The following is a 19,751-nucleotide window of genomic DNA, read 5'->3' as shown; positions in this document are numbered from 1 at the left end:
GGAGGCACCGATGCTGACTTTCCTGGACTCCCCCGAGGACACCTTGGCCGTCGTGGTGGCCGATCGCGTCACCAGTGCCGACCTCGACGCGATGATGGACTGGCTGGAGGATCGGCTTGCTCGGTTCGACACCGTGCATGTGTTCGCCGAAACGCGTGCTCTCGATGCATTGGAGCTCGCCGGCCTCGGCGACCACATCGCGCGTGCGTTGCCGCTGTTCCGACAGCTGCGGCGCTTCGGTCGTATCGCGGTCGTTGCCGACCAGGCATGGGTACGCGGCCTGAGCCGGACCGAAAGCGCGCTGCTGCCGGGCATCGGTTATCGCGTGTTCGAACCCTCGCGCCGTGACGAGGCGCTCGCTTGGGTACTGGGCGCCCGGGACTGAGGGGCGCACGCAACTTCATAGCACAACGTAGGGCGCAATAGCCGAAGAGCATTGCGCCGTAGGGCGCTTACGAAGCCGTTGCATTCGGCGCATTACGCCTGCAGCTGATACGTTCTACGTTCACTGCGGACGCGCGTGGTGGGTACTCCGGATAAGCCGAACAGGTGTTGCCAAAGGGCGGCGTTGTGCCTCGTCTTCTTGATGGCGAAGTTGCCCGAACCTGGGCGAGGCGCGAGAATCGCTTCGCTTCGTTGCCCGTCTGGGGAGCGACATCATCCGGAGAATCCGATGGCAAAGCCCCGCATCTTCCTTGGCTCGTCGGGGAAGCAGACGAAGTTGCTGCAGGCGTTGACCCGTGGCCTCGAGGACATTGCGCAGGTGGAGCCCTGGATGACGTCGTTCAATCCAGGGACCACGACACTGGAGCGCCTGCTTGAGCTGACGCGCCAGGTCGACTTCGCGGCATTCGTGTTCGCGCAGGATGACTGGACCGCGAACAGCGTGCCCGCATCGATCGAGCCTACGCCCGGCCAGGCATCTCCGCGCGACAACGTCGTCTTCGAGGCCGGCCTTTTTGGTGGAGTGCTCGGCATGCGTCGGACTTTCATCCTGCATGCCAGCGGGGCGAAGCTCCCCACCGACCTTCTTGGTCTCACATGCGTGCGCTATGACGGATCGATGTCCGCCGCCGGGACGAAAGCCATCTGCCAGAAACTCCGCAACGCGATCGAGAACGAAGGCCGCGCCGCACGCATCGAAGGACTGTGGTGGCAGTACTCGCTGACCCAGCGAACCGAAAAGGAGCCATCGGCGCTCGGAGTCCTGAAGATATCGAGGAACCGTAGCGGCGCCCTCGAAACCAATGGGCGGGCCTGGCAGGAGGATGGCACGCTGTCGGCCAGATACTGGAGCGAGGCGATGCGGGAGAGGGATGACGCTTCCGGCATTTTCTACTACTGGAAGGGCGAGCGGCCGCTGCACCCGGACGCACCACAGCTGGAAGGAACGGGCGAGGTCCGGCTGGAGTCCGCCGACCGCGCGTCGGGCTACTTCACGACGCGTGGCGAAGGCGTGGACACGCGGACTTCCGGCGTCTATGTCCGCGCCGAACCTGCGGATGTGGATGTCCTGGATGGTACTGACAACCGCAAGCGACTGGATCTCATCGCCGAGCGGCTTGCGGAGTGGAAATCGATCAGGAGTACCTGATCCCGCCGCGTGCGACGGAGGGTAGTCGCTGCACGCGATGCCGGCATCGCGCGCTTTACGCCGCGGCCGATGCGTCCTGCAATTCAGACATCAGGCCGGTATAGAGGGGAAGTGGATCGGTGATGCCGTTTGAGGTCGCATCGGGCTCCAGCTGCCGACGAAATCGAAGAGGTCGGTTGACCGCACTCTGGCCCTTTTTGCTGACGGAGCCGGAGAAGCAACTGTCCAAGTGATTTCCGGCAGAAAGGCATCACCCGTTCGTAACAATCTGCCGCTTTTTGGGGTGTAAAACGAAGCCCGGCCGCGGATTCGCAGCTATCCGCTTCGGCTCACCGTTCCGCATGCGCAACTACCGCGCCTATTGATTGTTGCACAAGGTCTGGATGGTCCTTGGCACCGCCGGGGATCGGCGTTGTCAAGGAGGAGCTATCCATGAACACCTTCAGTCCTGTTGCGGTTTCCCGTTATACCCAGGTGGCAACGTCGGCGTGCATCGAACTTGCCGGAAGACGCGTTTCCGCAGCCCTGCCCACACGCCTGGTTGCATGCCGCCGGCACGCACTCTCACTGGGCATCTCGATGGTGTGTGCAGGCGCCGTCCTGGCTGTGGCGCCGGCGCCGTGCCAGGCGGAGATACTGGTGGTAACGGACTCGGTGCAGACCGCCGTTGGACCAAACATGTATGAAGCAGCCGAGGTGACCGGAAGCGGCTTCCTGACCGTAATCGCCAGCTCCACCCTGCAGTTGGTCGGCGGCGCAGGCGCTCCGACCCCTTTCCTGACCGTACAGAGCGGCGGCTCTGTCAATCAACAAGGGGGCACCTCCTTCCCTCCCAGCGGCACGGACTACAGTGCAGTCCTTCTCGGCAACGGAGGCGTGGTCACCAACAGCGGGTCGTACACGATGTCCGGTAATGCAATCCTGCAGGCGGGGACTGCCGTTGACGCCATCACCGGTGGCGTGAAGCTGATCAACAACGGCACCTTCACCATGAATGCGGTGACGACGCAGATTGCGGATATCTCCCCTCCCGGCACTCCCGCACCCGCCGGCCTCATGGGCGTCGTGCTCGGCAGCCTTGCGGGCGGCGGCGTAGTGAGGATCGCCGCTGGGCCGGGAGGCACCGTTGCTCTCCAGCCCTACCAACTGTTGGCAGGCTACGACAACAGCTCCACCGCGTTCTCGGGCACCATGGAGATCGACGTGGGCGCGGCCTTCACCAAGATTGGTGCCGGCACCATGACGATCAACGACGCTACCTTCAGTGGCCCGGGAGGTAATCTCGGCCCGGGGTTCGGCACGGTCTATGTTGCGGGTGGCGGGCTCGCACAGACCAGCGGCGACACGAATGCAACGTATCTGTCCATCGGCACGAATGGCGGCAACGAAGGCATGTTGACCGTCAGTGGTGGCGATCTGACTGTTGGCACCGCGCTTCAGATAGGCGACTTCGGCGGCATCGGCACGGTTAACCAGAGCGGCGGCAACGTGCTGCTGACGCCCAGGTGCGGTAATTCCGCCAATTGCGTCGGCCTGAACATCGGCAACCAGGGTGGCACAGGCACCTACGCCATTTCCGGCGGCACGCTGGTGCTGGAAGATGGCTTTCTGGTGCTGGGGCGTACAACAGCCAATCCGACCAGCGGGACGCTCAATATCGGCGGTAGTGCCGAAGTCACAATCAGAGACGGTGCCGTTCCCGGCGAATCCGGCCAAATGGTGATAGGCAACAATCAAACCGGCACCACTTCGGGTACCGGTGTCGTGAACCAGGACAGCGGCACGCTGACAGTGGAAAACGCTTCACAACTGTGGCTGGCCGGAAGCGGAAGCGGCACCTACAACCTCAACGGGGGCACGCTGCGAATCGGCGGCAATTCGCTGCAGGGTGTCCGCACATCCGGCGGAGCGTACGCGTTCAACCTCGGCGGCGGCACTGTGCAGGCGCTTGGCTCGTCACTCATCACGGCGGTCAACGCCAACCTCACCGCTGACTCCACGCTCGATACCAACGGCCTTGGCATCACCTGGAACGGCATGCTCGGCGGTGCCGGCGGACTCGACAAGACCGGTGGTGGCACGCTGACATTGAACGCGGTCAACACGTACAAGGGACCGACGACGATCACCGAAGGCACCCTTGCGCTCGGGGCAAGCGGAGTCCTGTACGGCTTCGCTTCGCCGGATGACTTCGCCAACGCGCGCGTGACCATCGCAGAGGGTGCCGCGTTCGACATTCAGGCCGGGGGCAGCACGTTGCCCACTGGCGGTACGGGTTCCGCAATCGGCAGCCTGGCGGGCGCCGGCAGCGTGGACATGCAGGAAAAGGTCCTGTTGACCGGCTTGGACAACACCAACAGTGCGTTCTCAGGCACGGTGAACATGGGCGCGACCGGGACCTTCATCAAAGTCGGCACCGGGACGATGACGATCAACGACTCTAGATTCGGGGATGCGGCAGGTAACACGAACGCCATCTACGTCGGTCAAGGAGCACTGGCCCAGACCGCCGGCAACACTGAAGTCACGCGCCTGTCCATCGGCTTCGGCGCCAGCGCGGGTGTCCCTGACGTCGGAGCACTGGAAGTCGAAGGCGGTACCCTCACCGTCGGCACCGCGCTGCAGGTCGGCGACTTCGGCGGCGCCGGCACGGTGAACCACAGTGGCGGCGCCGTGATACTGACGCCCAGGTGCGGCACTCCTGCCAGCTGCGTCGGGCTCAACATCGGCAACCAGGGCGGCACCGGTACCTACAACCTGTCCGGCGGCACGCTGGCGATGGACAGTGGATTCCTGGTGGTGGGGCGCAACACCACTCCGAATCCCGCCAGCACCGGTGTGCTGAATATCAACGGTGGACAGGCCACGCTGACGAACGTGCAGATGGTCATCGGCAACAACAACAGTGTCACTGCATTTCCAAGCTCCAACGGCACGGTGAACCAGGAGGGCGGCACGCTCACGATCGGAGCGGGTTCGAACCTCTATCTGGCCGGCTCTGGTCAGGGAACGTACAACCTCACCGGCGGCACGCTGCAGGTCGGCGGCGGTGCTCTGATCGGACCATACCTGCCGGCGGGCGGAACCGGCAGCTACACGTTCAACCTCGGCGGAGGTACCGTGCAGGCGTTCGATTCGGCGCTCACCACGGATGTCGACGCCAACCTGACCGCCACCTCCACGCTCGATACCAACGGCCTTGGCATCACCTGGAACGGTATGCTCGGCGGTAATGGTGGCCTCAACAAGGCCGGTGCTGGAATACTCAGACTCACCGCAGCCAACACCTACTCCGGCGGTACCAACGTACTCGCCGGAACCCTGGCGGTGGATCGCAACGACGAACTGGGCAGCGGAACGGTGACGTTGTCCGAGGGCGGTGCCGTCGCGGTGGCAGCGGCAGGCGATTTCACATTCAACAATGCCCTTGCCAGTGCCACGCCGGGCGCGGGTTTGTTCTCCGTCATGCTCGCCGATCCGGCAAACGCGTTCGAATTCGCGAACGACGGCGGCGGCTACAGCGGGACGGTGCAGCTGGGAACCGGGCAATTCGCGCTTTCGGGAACCAACACTTCGGCCTTGGCGGCCGCCACCCTGCAATTGGACAGTGGCAACACCACGACGGTGGGGGCTGGAGTACAGGCCACCGGAAACCTGACACTCAATGGTGGCCGGTTAGACTTCTTGGACGCTGCCGTCGCCCTGCCGACGTCGATCACCGCAGACAGTTCCATCTCCACCGGGGACCTGGTGCTGGACAGCGGAGACGTGGCCATCGATTTCAGCAGCAGCGACCTGGTGGAAAACCTGCCCGGCGCGACTGGGGACGGCAACCTGCTCAGCCAGGATGATGACGTGCAACTGCAGTTGATCAGCGCCAGCGGCACGGTGACGGGCAGCGCCAGCAACCTCAACCTGCTGAACCTCTCTCCGCCACCTGCCGAGATTCCGCAGACGTCAGCTGATGTCGATGTTGAAGAGAACGGGAACACGGTAGCGATCGCCAACTACGATTTCATCTTCAACACGGTCGATGGTTTGGGCGGGCAAGGCTTGTTCGTCGGATACGGCCTGCGCCAACTCGACCTGCAGGCTGGGCAGACGCTGACCCTGTCACCGGCTGCGGGCGCCACTGGTCGCGACACCGATCTGGCTGCGTTGCTGACCGGTCTAGGCAACCTGGCCATCGACGCGGAAGGCAACGCGGTGAGTTTGTCCAATTCGGCCAACGACTATGGCGGCGAGACGCATGTCCTGAGCGGTACGTTGCGGTTGGGCAATGACGGCGTCCTAGGTCTGACGCCGCTGCTCGACATCGCGAGCGGTGCAACCGTGGATGTCAACGGCCGGGTCCAGGCGATTGGCAAGCTGGTCACCCATGCCGGAAGCCGTCTGGATCTGGACGGCACGCTGACGATCACCGATTCGCTGCGGGCAGGAGGAGATCCCAGCGGCGGCATGATCGAGAGCGCGACGCTGTTCGGTGCGGGTACCTTCAACATCGATCCGAGCATCGTCGAAGTGAGCGGAGCCAACGCCGATTACAGCGGCGATGTCAACGTCACCGAAGGCTCGCAACTCATCCTCAACAATACGCAGGGCCTGGGCACGTCGGGGCTGGTCACCCTGGCCGGGGCGGGCGACCTGCTCACCTTCGCGCAGATCGCAAGTGCGCCTGGCGTCTCCGCCCAAGGCTCCTTCAGCAAACAACTGGCAGGCAGCGGAACCGTGCAGTTGCAGGATGCGGCGGAAATTACGCTGGAAGGCGACAACAGCGGATTCAGCGGACGGTTCGACATCGCTTCGGGCACCACGCTTGCAGCCGGTCAGGCGGCACACCTCGGACAGGCGGCCATCGGCAACGAAGGCATGCTCGATCTGTCGGCGGCGGGCGACTGGATGTTGGGAAACACGGTGACCGGCAGTGGCACGTTGAACAAGTCCGGACCGGCCATGCTGACGGTCGACCAGGCGTTGGCCGGCTTCGCCGGGCTGACTCATATACAAACCGGCACTCTGCAGCTGGTCGCCAATGGCGCGATGGCAGGCAGTGCCAGCATCGCCTCGGGCGCCAGCCTGTTGCTGCTGGACGGCGCGGCGGTGGGCGGAGATGTCGACAACGCCGGGACCCTGCAGGCGAATTCGGGCGCGGCGAGCGTCGGCTCTTTGGACAATGCGGGTACAGTGGTGCTCGCCGGTCCAAGCATAGGCAACACGCTGACCGTTTTGGGCGACTATGCCGGCAACAGTGGTGCATTGCAGATCAACACGGTCCTCGGCAATGACGATTCGCCGACCGACCAGTTGGTGGTGCTGGGGGCGGCTAGCGGCTCGACGTCGCTGCAAGTAGGCGGTGTTGCCGGCGCCACGCCAGGAACAACACAGGAAGGCATCCGGGTGGTCCGCGTGGACGGCGCCTCCGATGGAGTGTTCACGCTCGCCGGTCGTGCGGTGGGCGGCGCGTTCGACTTCCGCTTGTTCCAGGGCAGCGTCAGCGATCCAGCCGACGGCGACTGGTACCTGCGCGCGGCGGGCATACGACCGGAAGTAGGTGGTTATCTGGGCAATCAATATGCAGCGGTAACGATGCTGCAGCAAACCATGCGCGAACGCATGGGAGAGCCTGTCTTCGTCGCGCACGCAGACAAGGGCGTCAACGGATGGATCCGGATCCATCGCAAGCAGTTCCAGTCGGGCGTCGAGGCGGGCGGCCTGGGTCAGGATATGCGCGGTGACACCAATCTGCTCCAGGGCGGCGCCGGCGTGGTTCGCAGCGCGGGCAGCCAGTCTGCCTGGCAAGCCGGCGTGATGCTGTCGCACGGCGAAGCCACCGCCGATTCGACTTCGTTTCCTTTGGGATTCACCGCGCGCGGTCGCGTCGATGGCGACGCGATCGGAGGCTATGGAACATGGCTCGCCAACGCGGAGGCAGGAACCGGGTTCTACGTCGATGGCTGGCTGCAGTACGCACGCTTCGACAACACGGTACGTGGCGAGGGACTAGTCGAGGAAAGCTACGATTCCGACAGCTGGGTCGCATCGGCCGAAGCGGGGTACGGCATTGTCATGCGCCAGGGTGCGACGTCCTCCCTGTACCTCGAACCGCAGGTACAGCTCATCTATACCGACTACTCGGTGGACGATCATGTCGAACGCGGTGGAACCGTGGTGAACGGTGGACGCGCCGGCGGATTGACTTCGCGAGTCGGCGTTCGCCTACACGGGCGGAGTAATTCGACGGATTGGAGTCGTTTTCAGCCGTTCATCGAGGCGAACTTCTGGAACAACGGGCGCGACAACGAAGTCGTGTTCGACGGCCAGCGTTTGCAGCAGCGTCTCCCCGACGACGTCTATGAAGGTCGCGCGGGCCTTGAAGCCGAGTTCGACGACCGCTGGTCGGGTTGGGCGGCTCTGGGGCTGCAGCGCGGCAGTCACGACTACCGCAATGTGAGCGCAGGCTTCGGCCTTCGCGCGAGTTGGTGACATGTCTAGGGGACGAAATCGGACACTCTGCGGAACGCGGAACTGAGCAGGGGCGCGTCTTGTTTACGCGGCGTTCGTACCGAGCGCCTGCATGGAGCGCCGCGTGCTTCACTCGCAGCGACGCGCGGTGTCGCTAGAGTGCGGCTTTCTCGTCGAGGGCGCTTCCATGAAGGCCGCAACGATCCGCAGCAAGGTCGAAATTTTCTTCAAGCGCTATACCGCCACCTACGCCCGTGCCATGGCGGACAAGCCGGGCGTGGACAAGGCGGTGTCGGACGCCTTCGCCGATTATTTCGTGGAGTCCGGGCCCGGCGGCGTCCATGGCGGCAAGAACGGACTGGTGTTCCGCTTCATGGCCAGGCGCGGCTTCTCGCGCTATCGCAGGATCGGCGTGCAGTCGATGGAGATTTCGCGACTCGAGGTGACGCCGCTGCAGGATGGACAGCACGCGATGGCGCAGGTGACCTGGGATTCGCGCACCGTGCGCAAGGCCGATGGCCGCCTGGTGCGCATCGTGTTCGACCACACCTATTTCCTGACGCTGGTGGGCGGCAAGCCGCGCATCTTCGCGTACGTCGCAACCGACGAAGAGGCGATCCTCAGGCGTCATCGCCTGATCTGATGCGTGCAACTTACGGAAGGCGGGCCGGGCCCGCCCTACGTCGCCGCGCAGGATGGGCGCTGGCGCCCACCCTTCCAACCGTCCGCGCAGCTTACCCGCGCCGCGCCGCTTCGATCCTGGCGATATCGATCTTGCGCATCGTCATCATGGCGTCGAAGGCGCGCTTGGCCGCCGCGCGGTCCGGATCCTTGTAGGCCTCGGTCAGCGCGCGCGGGGTGATCTGCCACGACACGCCCCACTTGTCCTTGCACCAGCCGCATTCGCTTTCCTTGCCGCCGTTGCCGACGATCGCGTTCCACAGGCGGTCGGTTTCTTCCTGGTCGTCGGTGGCCACCTGGAACGAGAACGCCTCGCTCTGCTTGAACGCGGTTCCGCCATTGAGGCCGACGCAGGGGATGCCCATCACGGTGAAATCGACGGTCAGGATGTCGCCTTCCTTGCCGTCCGGATAGTCGCCGGGCGCGCGAACGGTGGCGTCCACCGAGCTGTCGGGGAAGGTTTTGGCGTAGAACGTCGCGGCCTCGAGCGCGTCGCGCTCGTACCACAGGCAGATCGTGTTCTTGGGGATCATGCGGTGCCTCCTTGGATGGCAGGATGCGGGCGGAGTGCCCGCTTGCCTTCACCGACGAACCACGGACCCGGAAATCGACAAGCGCCTCCGAACTGCCATACCCCCATTCATGGCGGCGTCGGCTTCGCCGGATCCACGTCGCCGGCGAGTGTCCACACCACGTCGTGGCCTTGCGGATCGCGGCTGAGGTGGAAGTACGCCGGCAGGTCGGGCGCGAACGTCTTCCTGTTGCCTGCCGGTGTACCCGGCGGGTCGAACGGCACGATGTACAGGCCGGAAGCGTCGATGCTGCGGCGTGCGCGCACATCGCCCAGGTCGCCGATGTCGGCGATGACGCCGCCACGTTCGAGCAGCGGGCGCTCGAACTCGACCAGCAGGTCCACTTTCGCCTGCGGTTGCCCGGGCAACGCGAGCGTACCGCCGCTGATGCGCAGGTCCGGCCAGACCTTGCCGTTCTCGGGCAGTTCCTCGTAGCGCGCGCGCGGCAGGCCCGCGTGCGCGCCGGTGGCGATGGCGTCGAGCGCGCCGATCAGGGCCAGGAAGTTCAGCTTGCGCAGGCGCTGCTTCTGCAGATCGCCCTCGATGCCGCCGGATTCGATCAGCACCGTGGACACGCCGGCCTGGGCGGTGAGGTCACCGAACGCGCGCGGGTTGAAGGTGTCGTCCCATTTGGCGATGTGGCCGGCGATGTAAGGCTCGAGCACGGCGCGGATCGCCACGGCCACTTCGATAGCGCGCGTACGGCTGGCGTCCACGTCACGCGCCTCGTTGAAGGCTGGCGCGAGCAGCGCGATGGCGGTGCCGCGGTCGGAGTCGCCGGCGCGATAGCCCACGTTCTGGTCGTGCAGGTTGAAGCCGAACGCCGGCTTCACGCGTTCGCGCAGGTCGTGCAGCGCACGCGCCTCGGAAGTGACCAGCGCGCGTGCGTCGCGGTTGACGTCGATGCCCTGCGCATTGCGGCGCTGGAAGCGCGCGGCACCGTCGGGATTCATGACCGGCAGGAAGTGCAGGGCGGTGTTCTTGCGCAGACGTTGCACCAGCGGATGTTGCGGATGCTCGCCCAGGAAGCGGAACAGGTCGGCCAGCGCCATCGATGCCGTGCTCTCGTCGCCGTGCATCTGCGACCACAGCAGCACGCGCGTGTCGCCTTCGCCCCACGACACGTGGCGCAGCGGCCGGCCTTCCGCGCTGCGGCCGACATCTTCGGTATGGAAGCCGCGCGCCGGCGTCGCCAGCGGTCCGGCGACATCCCACCAGTGCTCCGGCGAGAACGCCCGGTCTTCCAGCTCCGTCACCCGGACCTGCTTGTCGTACAGCGTATCCAGCGCGCCGAGCCAGGCCGGCGGTGGCGGCATCGCGTTCGCGGCCATCGGTGACGGTTCGGCTTCGCGGGCAGTGGACACGTCAGGCGACAGCAGCGGCAACAGCAGTAACGCGAGCGCGAGAACACGAGGCATGGCGGGGATGTTCCGTGAAGGGCATGCCGCATGCTCGGAGGCGCGTCGTGCGTTGTCAAACGTCGACGGTCCCGCGCAGAGCGCAATAACCGAAGGGCATTGCGCCGCACGATTTTCCTCGATCGTCAGCCAGCCTTATCGGATACCGGCCTGGTCCACGGTCGGATCGGCCGGGCTCGTTCCCTCCGAGACCAGCTTGAACACGATGCCGGTCGAGCTTCCCAGGTAGGCGGTCGATCCGTATCGGCCGCTTTCGAGCGTACTGACATCAACGTCCGAGAAACCATCCCCGTTGGTATCGACAGAGACTTGTGGCAGGCCGCTGACAGAGGCCATGTCGGGGTGGGTGTGATAGAACGCCACTACCGGCAGATCGCTGATGTCCGATGGCTCCGGGAACGTCGCTGGATCGATGTCATGCGTGTCGCCGGTGACTGGCGTGCTGACGTAATACGAACCGCTGTCCGGGTCGAAGAAAATCAGTCCGCCGCGTTCGAGGTCGTCGCCAGCCGTCTGCTGGTTCGCAAAATCGAGCGCGGCTCGCGCAGCGGCGTCTGCCGACGGGAAGGGGCCCACCAGCTGGTTTTCACCGCCGGAACGGAAAACCTGCTCCACGGTCAGGCTGCCAATTGCCGCCGACTGCTGCTCCGGTGTCATCGCCTGGAATTCGGCGCTGCCGACCAGGGTTCCCGCGCGCGCGAGCCAGCTCGAACTGCTGTCGCCGCCCGCTTCCAATCCGCCGCGCAACAAGGCCTGCTGGTGTTGCGGCAGGACCTGGAACACCGGTGAATCCACCAGAGATCCTGCATTCGGCACGAAGTCGGGCGCAGTAGTGATGGCTGGCGTCGCAGGAACCGGGTTGGCGGATACCGAAGAGGACGCCGGCACGCTCGTCGCGGTCGTCGTTGCGTCGGGCGCAGACGGTGGGACAGCGATGGGCGGTGCAGGCAGGCTTGAAGAGGTGGGTGCTTCGACGACGGCCGGTGGCGATTCGGCATCCACCGCGAGAATCTGCGGGATGCCTGCGGTAACGACTTGCGAGATTGCATCCGGATCCGTCGCGGCGGCCCCAGGCGTCGTGAAATCGGCTCCCGTGCCTGTATCCACGTAGACCGGCGTATCCGCGCCCTCGGAGCCCAGTAGAGCGCTGGTCTCCGGATCGACGAATACCCCGTCATCGCCGTCGCTCGTGCGCACTTCCAGCGTTTGACCGGGCGCGAGGGTCAGCGTGTAGAGCACGCCGTTGATCGCCACATCGACGACGCGGTCGCCATTGGCGTTCGGACGCCCGCTGAAGATCGCGACGACGTCGTCGCCATCGCCCGTCTCGATCACGACGGTGTCGATCCCTGCATCCGTCGACAGCAGTCGGTCGCCACTGACCGGATAGAAACGCTCGCGGAGGAAGGTCGCGCCGTCCTCGCCTTCCTGCAGCACTTCGCGCTGCCGGGCGTACTGGGAACCATCGGCGCCGAAGTATCCGAATTCCAGATCGTCGCGCTCGGGCGGATGACCCTTGCCGCCGTCAATTTGACCCGAACCGTGCGAGGGTCGGCGCAGTTCGGGGCGATCCATGTGATGCAGTGCAAGGCGATGCATTCCGCCGTCGTCGATGCGCATGTTCTCGTCCCGCGTCGCTTGCAAGAGGCCAATGTGCCATCCGACCGGGCGCATGCAACCTGGGGGCAGCCATAGGTCGGCAGGCGGAAGGACGGCACGCCGATGGACGCGCTCTCAACCCTTCGAGCCGGAATGCCGACGCCTGCGCATGGCCATCGAACAGGCGCTTGCCGTGGCCGGGAAGGGTCGGGCAGGGGAACAGTGCGCAGCTCGTGCTATCCGGTCCGTAGCCAGCCGCCAGTCCACCAGGTCGCTGCCGCCATGGAGCAGCGGGCCAGGGCCGCATCGCCACGAGTGCGGATTGTTGGCTCCCGGAGCGGTTGTTACCCTGCGTCGGATACCCGATCCGTAGGCGACGACATGCACAGGCGACACTTTCTTGGAAGCGCGGCACTTGCGGCGCTGATGCTGCCGCTCGCGCGTGGCGGCGATGCATTGGCCGCCTCGTCCAGCCGATTGCTGCCGCCGCCGCTCAACCGCGGCGACACCGTTGCGCTGGTCAGTCCGTCGGCGGCCACGGACGATCCGTTCGACCTGCAGCTGGCGCGCGAAGCGATGGAGGCGCTGGGTTTCAAGGTGAAACTCGGCCCGCACCTCGCGTCGCGCTGGGGCCATCTGGCGGGATCCGACGCCGAGCGCGCTGGCGATCTCAATGCGATGTTCGCCGACCGCGAGGTCAAGGCCATCATCTGCGCGCGTGGTGGTTCCGGTGCCGCGCGCCTGCTGCCGCTGCTGGATTACGGCATGATCCGCCGCAATCCCAAGGTGCTGCTGGGTTATTCCGACATCACCGCGCTGCACAACGCGCTGCTGTCGCAGGCCGGCCTGGTCAGCTTCCACGGCCCCATCGGCGCGGGCAGCTGGAACAGGTTCAATGTCGACCAGTTCCAGCGCGTGTTCTTCGAGCGCGAACTGATGCAGTACCGTAACGTGTCCGATCCCGGCGACGAGCTGGTGCAGCGCAAGAACCGCACCATCACCCTCAGCGGCGGCAAGGCGCGCGGTGAACTGGTCGGCGGCAACCTGTCGGTGCTGGTCGCCCTGGCCGGCTCGCGGTATCTGCCGGACTTCAGCGGCAGGATCCTGTTCCTGGAAGACGTGTCCGAAGCGCCGTACCGCATCGACCGCATGCTCAGCACGCTCAAGCTGATGGGCGCGCTCGATACGATCGCCGGCTTCATCTTCGGCGAATGCACCGAATGCGATCCCGGCGAAGGCTACGGCTCGCTGACCCTGTCGCAGATCCTCGACGACTACGTCAAGCCATTGAAGATTCCCGCCTACCGCGGCGCGATGATCGGCCACATCCGCCAGCAGTTCATCCTGCCGGTCGGCGGCAACATGGAGATGGATGCGGATGCGGGGACGATCCGGATGCTGGAGCCGGTATTCCAGGGTTGACGCGGCGTAGGGCGCAATAACCGAAGGGCATTGCGCCGCGTGGTGTCCGAGGTTGTGGCATCCGGCGCATTACGCCTGCGGCTAATGCGCCCTACGGGAGTCGGCGGATGGCAATGGGCTGTCACGAATCCATCCGCTCGTGCGTCCTGGCCCTGTGTTGACCGAGAATCCTGCCGATGGACCCGACTGCCCTGTTCGAACATCATCGCTCCCGCCTTTTCGGCCTGGCCTACCGCATGCTCGGTACGCCGGCCGACGCCGAGGACGTGCTGCACGACGCCTGGCTGCGGCTTCATGCGCAGGAGCTGGCCGCGCTCGACGATCCGGAAGCCTGGCTGGTCACCGTGACCACGCGCCTGGCGCTGGATCGCCTGCGTCGTGCCAAGACCGAGCGCGAGCAATACACCGGTCCCTGGCTGCCCGAGCCGCTGGTGCCGGACGCGGAGCATCCGGATGCCACGCTCGAGCGTGGCGAGTCGCTGACGCTGTCGTTCCTGCTGCTGCTCGAGCGACTGAGCCCGGAAGAACGCGCGGCATTCCTGCTGCGCGAGGTGTTCGACTACAGTCATGCCGAGGCGGCCGCGATCCTGGAGATCACCGAAGATGCGTGCCGCCAGCGCGTGCACCGCGCCAAGCTGCGCCTGCGCGAGGGACGCCCGCGCTTCCGTGTGGATGAAACCGCGCAACGGCGGTTGCTGCAGCGCTTCGTCGCCGTGATGTCGGAACCCACGCTCGATTCGCTGCGCGCGCTGTTTGCCGAGGACGCGCTGCATCTCAGTGATGGCGGTGGCGTCGCGCGCGCCACGTTGCGTCCCTTGCATGGTGCCGACCGGCTGGCGCGGCTCTACTTCCAGTTGGGGCGCAACCCGGCACTTCCTGGCGTCCACTACGAACTGGTCACCCTCAACGGCGCGCCGGCGCTTATCATGCGCGCCGGCGATGCGCTGCTCGCGGCGATATGGATCGAGTGCGACGGCGAACGCATCACTGCGATCCATGCGCTGCGCCACCCCGAAAAGCTGGCGAGGCTTTTAGCTGTCACAAAATCGGCTGCCGCCGCGTCCTTGCATTGAATCGGCCATACCGGCCGTCCATTGCGAGGAGATCCACATGAACCGTTTTTCCGTACCGCGCCACTACGCCGCCATGCAGCCACTGGTCGCTCTCCACCAGAGCATAAAAACCGCCGGACGGCTGGAACCGGCCCTGATCGAGCTGGTGTTGATGCGTGTTTCCCAGATCAATGGCTGTGCCTACTGCCTGGACATGCACAGCAAGGACGCCCGCGCCGCGGGCGAGACCGAGCAGCGCCTGTACGTGCTGCCGGCCTGGCGCGAAACGAAGCTGTTCAGCGAGCGCGAGCAGATCGCGTTGGCGTGGGCCGAGGAACTGACCGAACTGGCCTCGCACGATGCGGTGTCCGATGCGCTGTACGAGCGGGCACGCCAGCAGTTCGAGGAAGCGGAACTGGTGGACCTGACCCTGCTGGTGGTCGCCATCAACGGCTTCAATCGCATCAACGTCGCTGCCCGCACGATCGGCGGAACCTACAAGCCCGGCATGCATTGAGCATTGCACCGGCGAGGTCGTGGAGTACCAGCGGTCCACCCCAAAGGCGCAATAGCTAAGGGTATTGCGCGTGCGTCCGGTAGTGCCAGGAGCGGAACCTATGACGGGTTCAGCTTCCCGGGATTGCAGCGACGAGCATCGCGTCGGATTCGCCGACGCGATGCTCGACGATGCCCGATGCATCGGCAGGGTTTACATGACCTACGCTACACGGCGCTGCAGCTGGGCGCATTTATGATCCCGCGGTACTTCATGCGGGAGCCCTGCAATGTCGACTGCGAAATGGAAATTGTGGACCACGATCGCGCTTGCGGCATTGCTGCCGCTTTGCGCGTGCGCCGTCGAGCCGCGGCTGGCGGCAAACGGCAATGAAGTGCGCTCGTTCGAGCCGCCTGCCGTCGTCTCCGTTCCGGAGGAGGCGAAGTACCTGGGTAGCAGGCGCTGGCTGCTGTACGGCTATGCCGATTGCGACCTGCACCTGTTCGCGGATCACGACGCCGATGGCGTGGTGACCCGGCTCTACTGGGTCCAGTCGGAAGGTTATATCGACAGCCGGCCGGAACTGAGTCATGCCGGCGATTACGACAAATCGCGGAAGCTCGGGCTAGGCGGCCTCGACTTCCACCTGGATACCTGGATCCGTCATGCGGACGACAAGGCGCCCGCGCAATCGGACCTGGAGCAGGTCGAGCAGCTGATCGCCCGGAACGGACTGAAGCTGCCTGCGGACATGGCGTTCGTACGCCTGGTGCATCTGCCCGATCCGGCGCAGCGCAAGGAACTCATGCTCATCTATGCGCAGCGTGCCGACACCTCGGATTCGCCCGCGCAACAGGAACAGGCGCTGGCCAATGCGAAGGCACGAATAGGCGTGCGCAGGAAGTAGGCCGTGCCGAACCGACCTTCGGAACGTTTCCGGCAGCAATCATTCGTCCATCCCGGTGGAGACGGCATCGACGCCGCGGCCCGGCGCTGACTTGCCGTCCCTCGCGCTCAGACGCAGGCCGCGGTAACGGCAGACGTCGATCGCGGGATACAGCAACGTGCGACCGCCGCGGAATACCACGCGGAAATCGTGCAGGCATCCGGCACCGGGTATTTCGACCTTGGCCGACGTGAACCCGCCGCGCAGTGATTCGCCGATCTCTATTTCTCGGAATGCACCGCTGCCGGCAGGCGCGGTTGCCAGCGATGCAACGCTGTCGTGGGCTGCGTTGACCAGGTCGAAGTAATGCGTGGGCGCGCGACCGGCGTGGACTTCTGCGGCGGCCGCGAGGCTGGTGAGGACGACGATGCTCATCGAGCGCATGACGGTATCTCCGGCTGGAGGGAGGAAGCCGGGGGCGTGCAGCGGGCCACACACGCCGGTCGGCGCAGGCATCAGGCCGGATCGTCGGCGTGTTGGGAAAGCGATCCGGGACGAATCGTCGTGGCGGGGCGGCGAATCGTAGTGACACGCGGCGAATGCCTTGCAGCAGTGGGCACCGCGCTACGATGTACCTGCCCCCCTCCGGATGCGACGCAATGAAGGTCCGCCTCGGCGACATGGAAATCGGCCTGTGGCGTTATCTCGGCCTGTGGATGGCGGTCGTGGTCGTGTTCGCAGTGCAGCGGTTCCTGGACGACGCGACCGACGGGCGGACCTGGTCGGCCTTCGACTATCTGCGCTGGGGAATGATCCAGTGGTATACCTGGGCTGCACTGGCGCCGCTGGTGTTCCGCTTGGCCCAACGCTATCCGATCCAGCCGCCGCTGCGCCTGCGCGGCCTGGCCATACAGCTGGCCCTGAGCATCGGTGTGACGCTGATGGCGCTGCTGATCGGTGCCTTCGTCTCGACGGCGTTCGAACCCAGTTCGTTCGGCCAGCAACTCTGGTATTTCCTCAGCATGCATTCGGCGACCGGGCTGTTCACGTACTGGGCGCTGTTCGCGATCCAGCACGTGCTGCACTTCCACGCCGAAAAGACCCGCCGCGAGATCGAGGCCAACCGGCTTGCCACCGAACTCGCGCAGTCGCGGCTGCAGGCGCTGAAGTCGCAGATGCAGCCGCATTTCCTGTTCAACACCCTGCACGCGATCGTGACCCTGATCGGCGACGACACGCCGTCGGCCGAGGACATGCTGCTGCGCCTGAGCGAGCTGTTGCGTGCGTTCCTCGAGGACCACGATGGCCAGGAGATCAGCCTGCGCCAGGAACTGACGCTGCTCGACCTCTATCTCGGCATCCAGCGCACGCGCTTCAAGGATCGGCTCACCACGCGGATCTACATCGCGCCGGACACGCTCGACTGCGCGGTGCCGAGCCTGATCCTGCAGCCGATCGTCGAGAACGCCATCCGCCATGGCATCGGCCAGCGCGTGGGTGCCGACTGCATCGAGATCGAGAGCCGGCGCGAAGGCGACACCCTCTGCCTGGAGGTACGCAACCGCAACAGCACGCTCGAGGCTGGAACGGCCGGCCCGGCGGGGCACGGCATCGGCATGTCGAATACGCGGCTGCGCCTGCGCGAGTTGTACGGAGACGCGGCACAGCTGCGGCTCGACATGATCTGGCCGCAAGGCGTGACCTGCCGCATCCGCCTGCCATTGCGCGAGATCGAGGAACCCGAGGATGCACCGGAGTACGCGCCCGCATGAGCATCGGCGTGCTGGTGGTGGACGACGAACCCATCGCGCGCCATGCGATCGTGCGCCTGCTGCGCGACGACGCCGACATCGAGCTGCTTGGCGAATGCGGAGACGGCGTGTCGGCGGTCAAGGCGATCCGCGACCGCTCGCCCGACCTGGTCTTCCTCGACATCCAGATGCCGGCGATAACCGGCCTGGACGTCGTCGCCACGATCGGCGCGGCGCAGATGCCCGCGACGGTGTTCGTCACTGCATTCGAACAATACGCGGTGCGCGCGTTCGAGGCCAACGCGGTGGATTACCTGGTCAAGCCCTTCAGCCGCGAGCGTTTCGCGGAGATGCTGCGCCGCGCGAAAGCGCGCCTGTCCGCCGGCGACGGCGGACAGGCCTCGGCGCGGATCCTGCAGGCGCTGGATGCGCTGCGCCAGCGCGATGCCTACCTGGAACGAATTCCGGTACGCGTCGACGAGCACGTCGCCTTCGTCGCCGTCGACGACATCGTATGGATCAAGGCCAGCCGCAACACCGTGCAGATCCACCTCGCCGACCGTGTCCATGAACTGCGCGAGACGATGACCACGCTCGCCGAACGTCTCGATCCGCGCCATTTCGCCCGCGTCCATCGTTCCGCGATCATCAACGTGCGCCGCATCAAGGAGATCCATCCCTGGTTCAACGGCCACCACATCGTCACCATGGACACCGGGCAGCAGCTGCGCATGAGCCGCTACCAGCATGAAACCTTCCTGCGCCTGGTATCGCCCCGGCGCGATGGATGACCGGCTGCCGCAGGATGGATGGCGCGAAGCGATGCCTATCGTGCGATCCTCAGGTCATTCCGGCTTCCAAGCTTGCGACGGACAACACCATGAAAACCAGCTTCCGCCATATCGCCGCGCTGCTTGTGGCCTTTCCCTTGTCGCTTGCCGCCGCCGCGCCGGCATCGAAACCGGACATCAGGCTATGGCGCCTGGACTGCGGTTCGCTGTGGACCTACAACCTGGACGAGATGTCCGATACGCGCGCCTATGTCGGCCGCAGCGGGAAATTCGTCGGCAGCTGCTACCTGGTCCGGCACGGCAGCGATTACCTGCTGTGGGATACGGGCCTGTCCAGGGAGTATCTGGGCAAGTCATATACCGAAGGCGATGCCGATTCCACATCGCTGGCCGTGACGGTGGTCGATCAGCTCGCCAGGATCGGCGTCGAGCCGGCGCAGGTCTCCATGATCGGCATCAGCCATTACCATCTGGACCACGTCGGCCAGGCCGCGGATTTTCCGCAGGCCAAGCTGCTGATCGGCGAAGGCGATTTCGCGGTGCTCGGAACGCCGGGCCACGAAGCGCGCACGAAACTGTTGTCGCCATGGCTGGGGAAGGGCGCCAGGCTCGAAAAGGTCAAGGGCGATCTCGACGTGTTCGGCGACGGCAGCGTGGTGATGCTCGACCTGCCCGGGCATACGCCCGGCCACCATGGCCTGCTGGTGCAGTTGCCGAAGCATGGCCCGGTGCTGTTGTCCGGCGACGTGGTGCACTTCCGCGAGAACCTGGAGTCCTCGGGCGTACCATCGTTCAACACCGACCGCGCGCAGTCCTTGTCATCGATGGATCGTTTCGTGAAACTCGCGCGCAACCTGGACGCGACCTTGATCATCCAGCACGAGGAACAGGACGTCGCCAAGTTGCCGGCGTTTCCGCAAGCGGCCGAATGAGCTTCGACACCCTGGCGCAACAACCCAGGGCATTGCGCCGCATGATGGTCCGGAGACGCGACATGCGGCGCATCACGGCTGCGACCGATGGGGTC

15 protein-coding genes are annotated in these 19,751 nt (G+C 65.2%); 11 read left to right on the top strand and 4 right to left on the bottom strand.

Features of this window, described 5'->3' with window-relative positions; genetic code table 11:
- Positions 1-10: 10 nt before the first annotated feature.
- From IP90_RS03915 to IP90_RS03900, 4 genes are all read left to right on the top strand, one after another.
- Positions 11-385, top strand: coding sequence for a SpoIIAA family protein (locus IP90_RS03915; RefSeq protein ID WP_144898327.1), 375 nt, complete (start codon positions 11-13; stop codon positions 383-385).
- Positions 386-673: 288 nt separating this feature from the next.
- Entirely contained in the window at positions 674-1,594 is a 921-nt protein-coding gene (locus tag IP90_RS03910) for a TIR domain-containing protein (RefSeq protein WP_144898326.1), read from the top strand.
- Between the two features lie 432 nt (positions 1,595-2,026).
- Positions 2,027-8,077: an autotransporter outer membrane beta-barrel domain-containing protein gene (locus IP90_RS03905; protein WP_144898325.1), complete on the top strand. Its 6,051-nt coding sequence runs from the start codon at positions 2,027-2,029 to the stop codon at positions 8,075-8,077.
- A 166-nt stretch (positions 8,078-8,243) separates the two neighbouring features.
- Positions 8,244-8,699: a hypothetical protein gene (locus tag IP90_RS03900; RefSeq protein WP_144898324.1), complete on the top strand. Its 456-nt coding sequence runs from the start codon at positions 8,244-8,246 to the stop codon at positions 8,697-8,699.
- A 91-nt stretch (positions 8,700-8,790) separates the two neighbouring features.
- Here IP90_RS03900 and IP90_RS03895 read toward each other — a convergent pair whose 3' ends face one another.
- The 3 genes from IP90_RS03895 to IP90_RS03885 all read right to left on the bottom strand — a co-directional run bounded on the left by IP90_RS03895 (position 8,791) and on the right by IP90_RS03885 (position 12,347).
- Entirely contained in the window at positions 8,791-9,270 is a 480-nt protein-coding gene (locus IP90_RS03895) for a VOC family protein (protein WP_144898323.1), read from the bottom strand.
- A 107-nt stretch (positions 9,271-9,377) separates the two neighbouring features.
- Positions 9,378-10,727, bottom strand: coding sequence for a M14 family zinc carboxypeptidase (locus tag IP90_RS03890; protein WP_144898322.1), 1,350 nt, complete (start codon positions 10,725-10,727; stop codon positions 9,378-9,380).
- A 135-nt stretch (positions 10,728-10,862) separates the two neighbouring features.
- The gene (locus IP90_RS03885; RefSeq protein WP_144898321.1) at positions 10,863-12,347 is read right to left on the bottom strand and encodes a hypothetical protein; all 1,485 of its coding nucleotides are present in this window, start codon (positions 12,345-12,347) and stop codon (positions 10,863-10,865) included.
- Positions 12,348-12,707: 360 nt separating this feature from the next.
- On the opposite strand from IP90_RS03885, the gene IP90_RS03880 reads away from it, so the two are divergent.
- From IP90_RS03880 to IP90_RS03865, 4 genes are all read left to right on the top strand, one after another.
- Entirely contained in the window at positions 12,708-13,748 is a 1,041-nt protein-coding gene (locus IP90_RS03880; protein ID WP_144898320.1) for a S66 peptidase family protein, read from the top strand.
- Positions 13,749-13,924: 176 nt separating this feature from the next.
- Entirely contained in the window at positions 13,925-14,821 is an 897-nt protein-coding gene (gene sigJ / locus IP90_RS03875) for an RNA polymerase sigma factor SigJ (RefSeq protein ID WP_144898319.1), read from the top strand.
- A 37-nt stretch (positions 14,822-14,858) separates the two neighbouring features.
- Complete coding sequence (locus IP90_RS03870) at positions 14,859-15,317, top strand: carboxymuconolactone decarboxylase family protein (protein ID WP_144898318.1); 459 nt, start codon at positions 14,859-14,861, stop codon at positions 15,315-15,317.
- 268 nt (positions 15,318-15,585) lie between these two features.
- Positions 15,586-16,203 carry a hypothetical protein gene (locus tag IP90_RS03865; protein WP_144898317.1) on the top strand — a complete coding sequence of 206 codons (618 nt, stop codon included), beginning with the start codon at positions 15,586-15,588 and terminating at the stop codon, positions 16,201-16,203.
- A gap of 39 nt (positions 16,204-16,242) precedes the next feature.
- On the opposite strand, the gene IP90_RS03860 is transcribed toward IP90_RS03865, so the two are convergent.
- A complete protein-coding gene (locus tag IP90_RS03860; protein WP_158635261.1) occupies positions 16,243-16,626 on the bottom strand; it encodes a hypothetical protein in 384 nt (127 codons plus the stop codon).
- 215 nt (positions 16,627-16,841) lie between these two features.
- Here IP90_RS03860 and IP90_RS03855 point away from each other — a divergent pair, with 215 nt between their 5' ends.
- From IP90_RS03855 to IP90_RS03845, 3 genes are all read left to right on the top strand, one after another.
- Entirely contained in the window at positions 16,842-17,954 is a 1,113-nt protein-coding gene (locus tag IP90_RS03855) for a sensor histidine kinase (RefSeq protein WP_144898315.1), read from the top strand.
- Complete coding sequence (locus IP90_RS03850) at positions 17,951-18,724, top strand: LytR/AlgR family response regulator transcription factor (RefSeq protein WP_144898314.1); 774 nt, start codon at positions 17,951-17,953, stop codon at positions 18,722-18,724. The genes IP90_RS03855 and IP90_RS03850 overlap by 4 nt, the downstream gene beginning before the upstream one ends.
- A gap of 89 nt (positions 18,725-18,813) precedes the next feature.
- Complete coding sequence (locus tag IP90_RS03845) at positions 18,814-19,656, top strand: N-acyl homoserine lactonase family protein (protein WP_144898313.1); 843 nt, start codon at positions 18,814-18,816, stop codon at positions 19,654-19,656.
- Positions 19,657-19,751 lie beyond the last annotated feature (95 nt).

The organism is Luteimonas cucumeris (assembly GCF_007830035.1).
Classification (GTDB): Bacteria; Pseudomonadota; Gammaproteobacteria; order Xanthomonadales; family Xanthomonadaceae; genus Luteimonas_C; species Luteimonas_C cucumeris.
This window is presented reverse-complemented; position numbering and strand designations above follow the sequence as displayed.

Coding starts and splice junctions, on each gene's coding strand:
- IP90_RS03915 (WP_144898327.1), top strand. CDS start 11: ATGCTGACTTTCCTGGACTCCCCCGAGGACACCTTGGCCGTCGTGGTG.
- IP90_RS03910 (WP_144898326.1), top strand. CDS start 674: ATGGCAAAGCCCCGCATCTTCCTTGGCTCGTCGGGGAAGCAGACGAAG.
- IP90_RS03905 (WP_144898325.1), top strand. CDS start 2,027: ATGAACACCTTCAGTCCTGTTGCGGTTTCCCGTTATACCCAGGTGGCA.
- IP90_RS03900 (WP_144898324.1), top strand. CDS start 8,244: ATGAAGGCCGCAACGATCCGCAGCAAGGTCGAAATTTTCTTCAAGCGC.
- IP90_RS03895 (WP_144898323.1), bottom strand. CDS start 9,270: ATGATCCCCAAGAACACGATCTGCCTGTGGTACGAGCGCGACGCGCTC.
- IP90_RS03890 (WP_144898322.1), bottom strand. CDS start 10,727: ATGCCTCGTGTTCTCGCGCTCGCGTTACTGCTGTTGCCGCTGCTGTCG.
- IP90_RS03885 (WP_144898321.1), bottom strand. CDS start 12,347: ATGCGCATCGACGACGGCGGAATGCATCGCCTTGCACTGCATCACATG.
- IP90_RS03880 (WP_144898320.1), top strand. CDS start 12,708: ATGCACAGGCGACACTTTCTTGGAAGCGCGGCACTTGCGGCGCTGATG.
- sigJ (WP_144898319.1), top strand. CDS start 13,925: ATGGACCCGACTGCCCTGTTCGAACATCATCGCTCCCGCCTTTTCGGC.
- IP90_RS03870 (WP_144898318.1), top strand. CDS start 14,859: ATGAACCGTTTTTCCGTACCGCGCCACTACGCCGCCATGCAGCCACTG.
- IP90_RS03865 (WP_144898317.1), top strand. CDS start 15,586: ATGTCGACTGCGAAATGGAAATTGTGGACCACGATCGCGCTTGCGGCA.
- IP90_RS03860 (WP_158635261.1), bottom strand. CDS start 16,626: ATGCGCTCGATGAGCATCGTCGTCCTCACCAGCCTCGCGGCCGCCGCA.
- IP90_RS03855 (WP_144898315.1), top strand. CDS start 16,842: ATGAAGGTCCGCCTCGGCGACATGGAAATCGGCCTGTGGCGTTATCTC.
- IP90_RS03850 (WP_144898314.1), top strand. CDS start 17,951: ATGAGCATCGGCGTGCTGGTGGTGGACGACGAACCCATCGCGCGCCAT.
- IP90_RS03845 (WP_144898313.1), top strand. CDS start 18,814: ATGAAAACCAGCTTCCGCCATATCGCCGCGCTGCTTGTGGCCTTTCCC.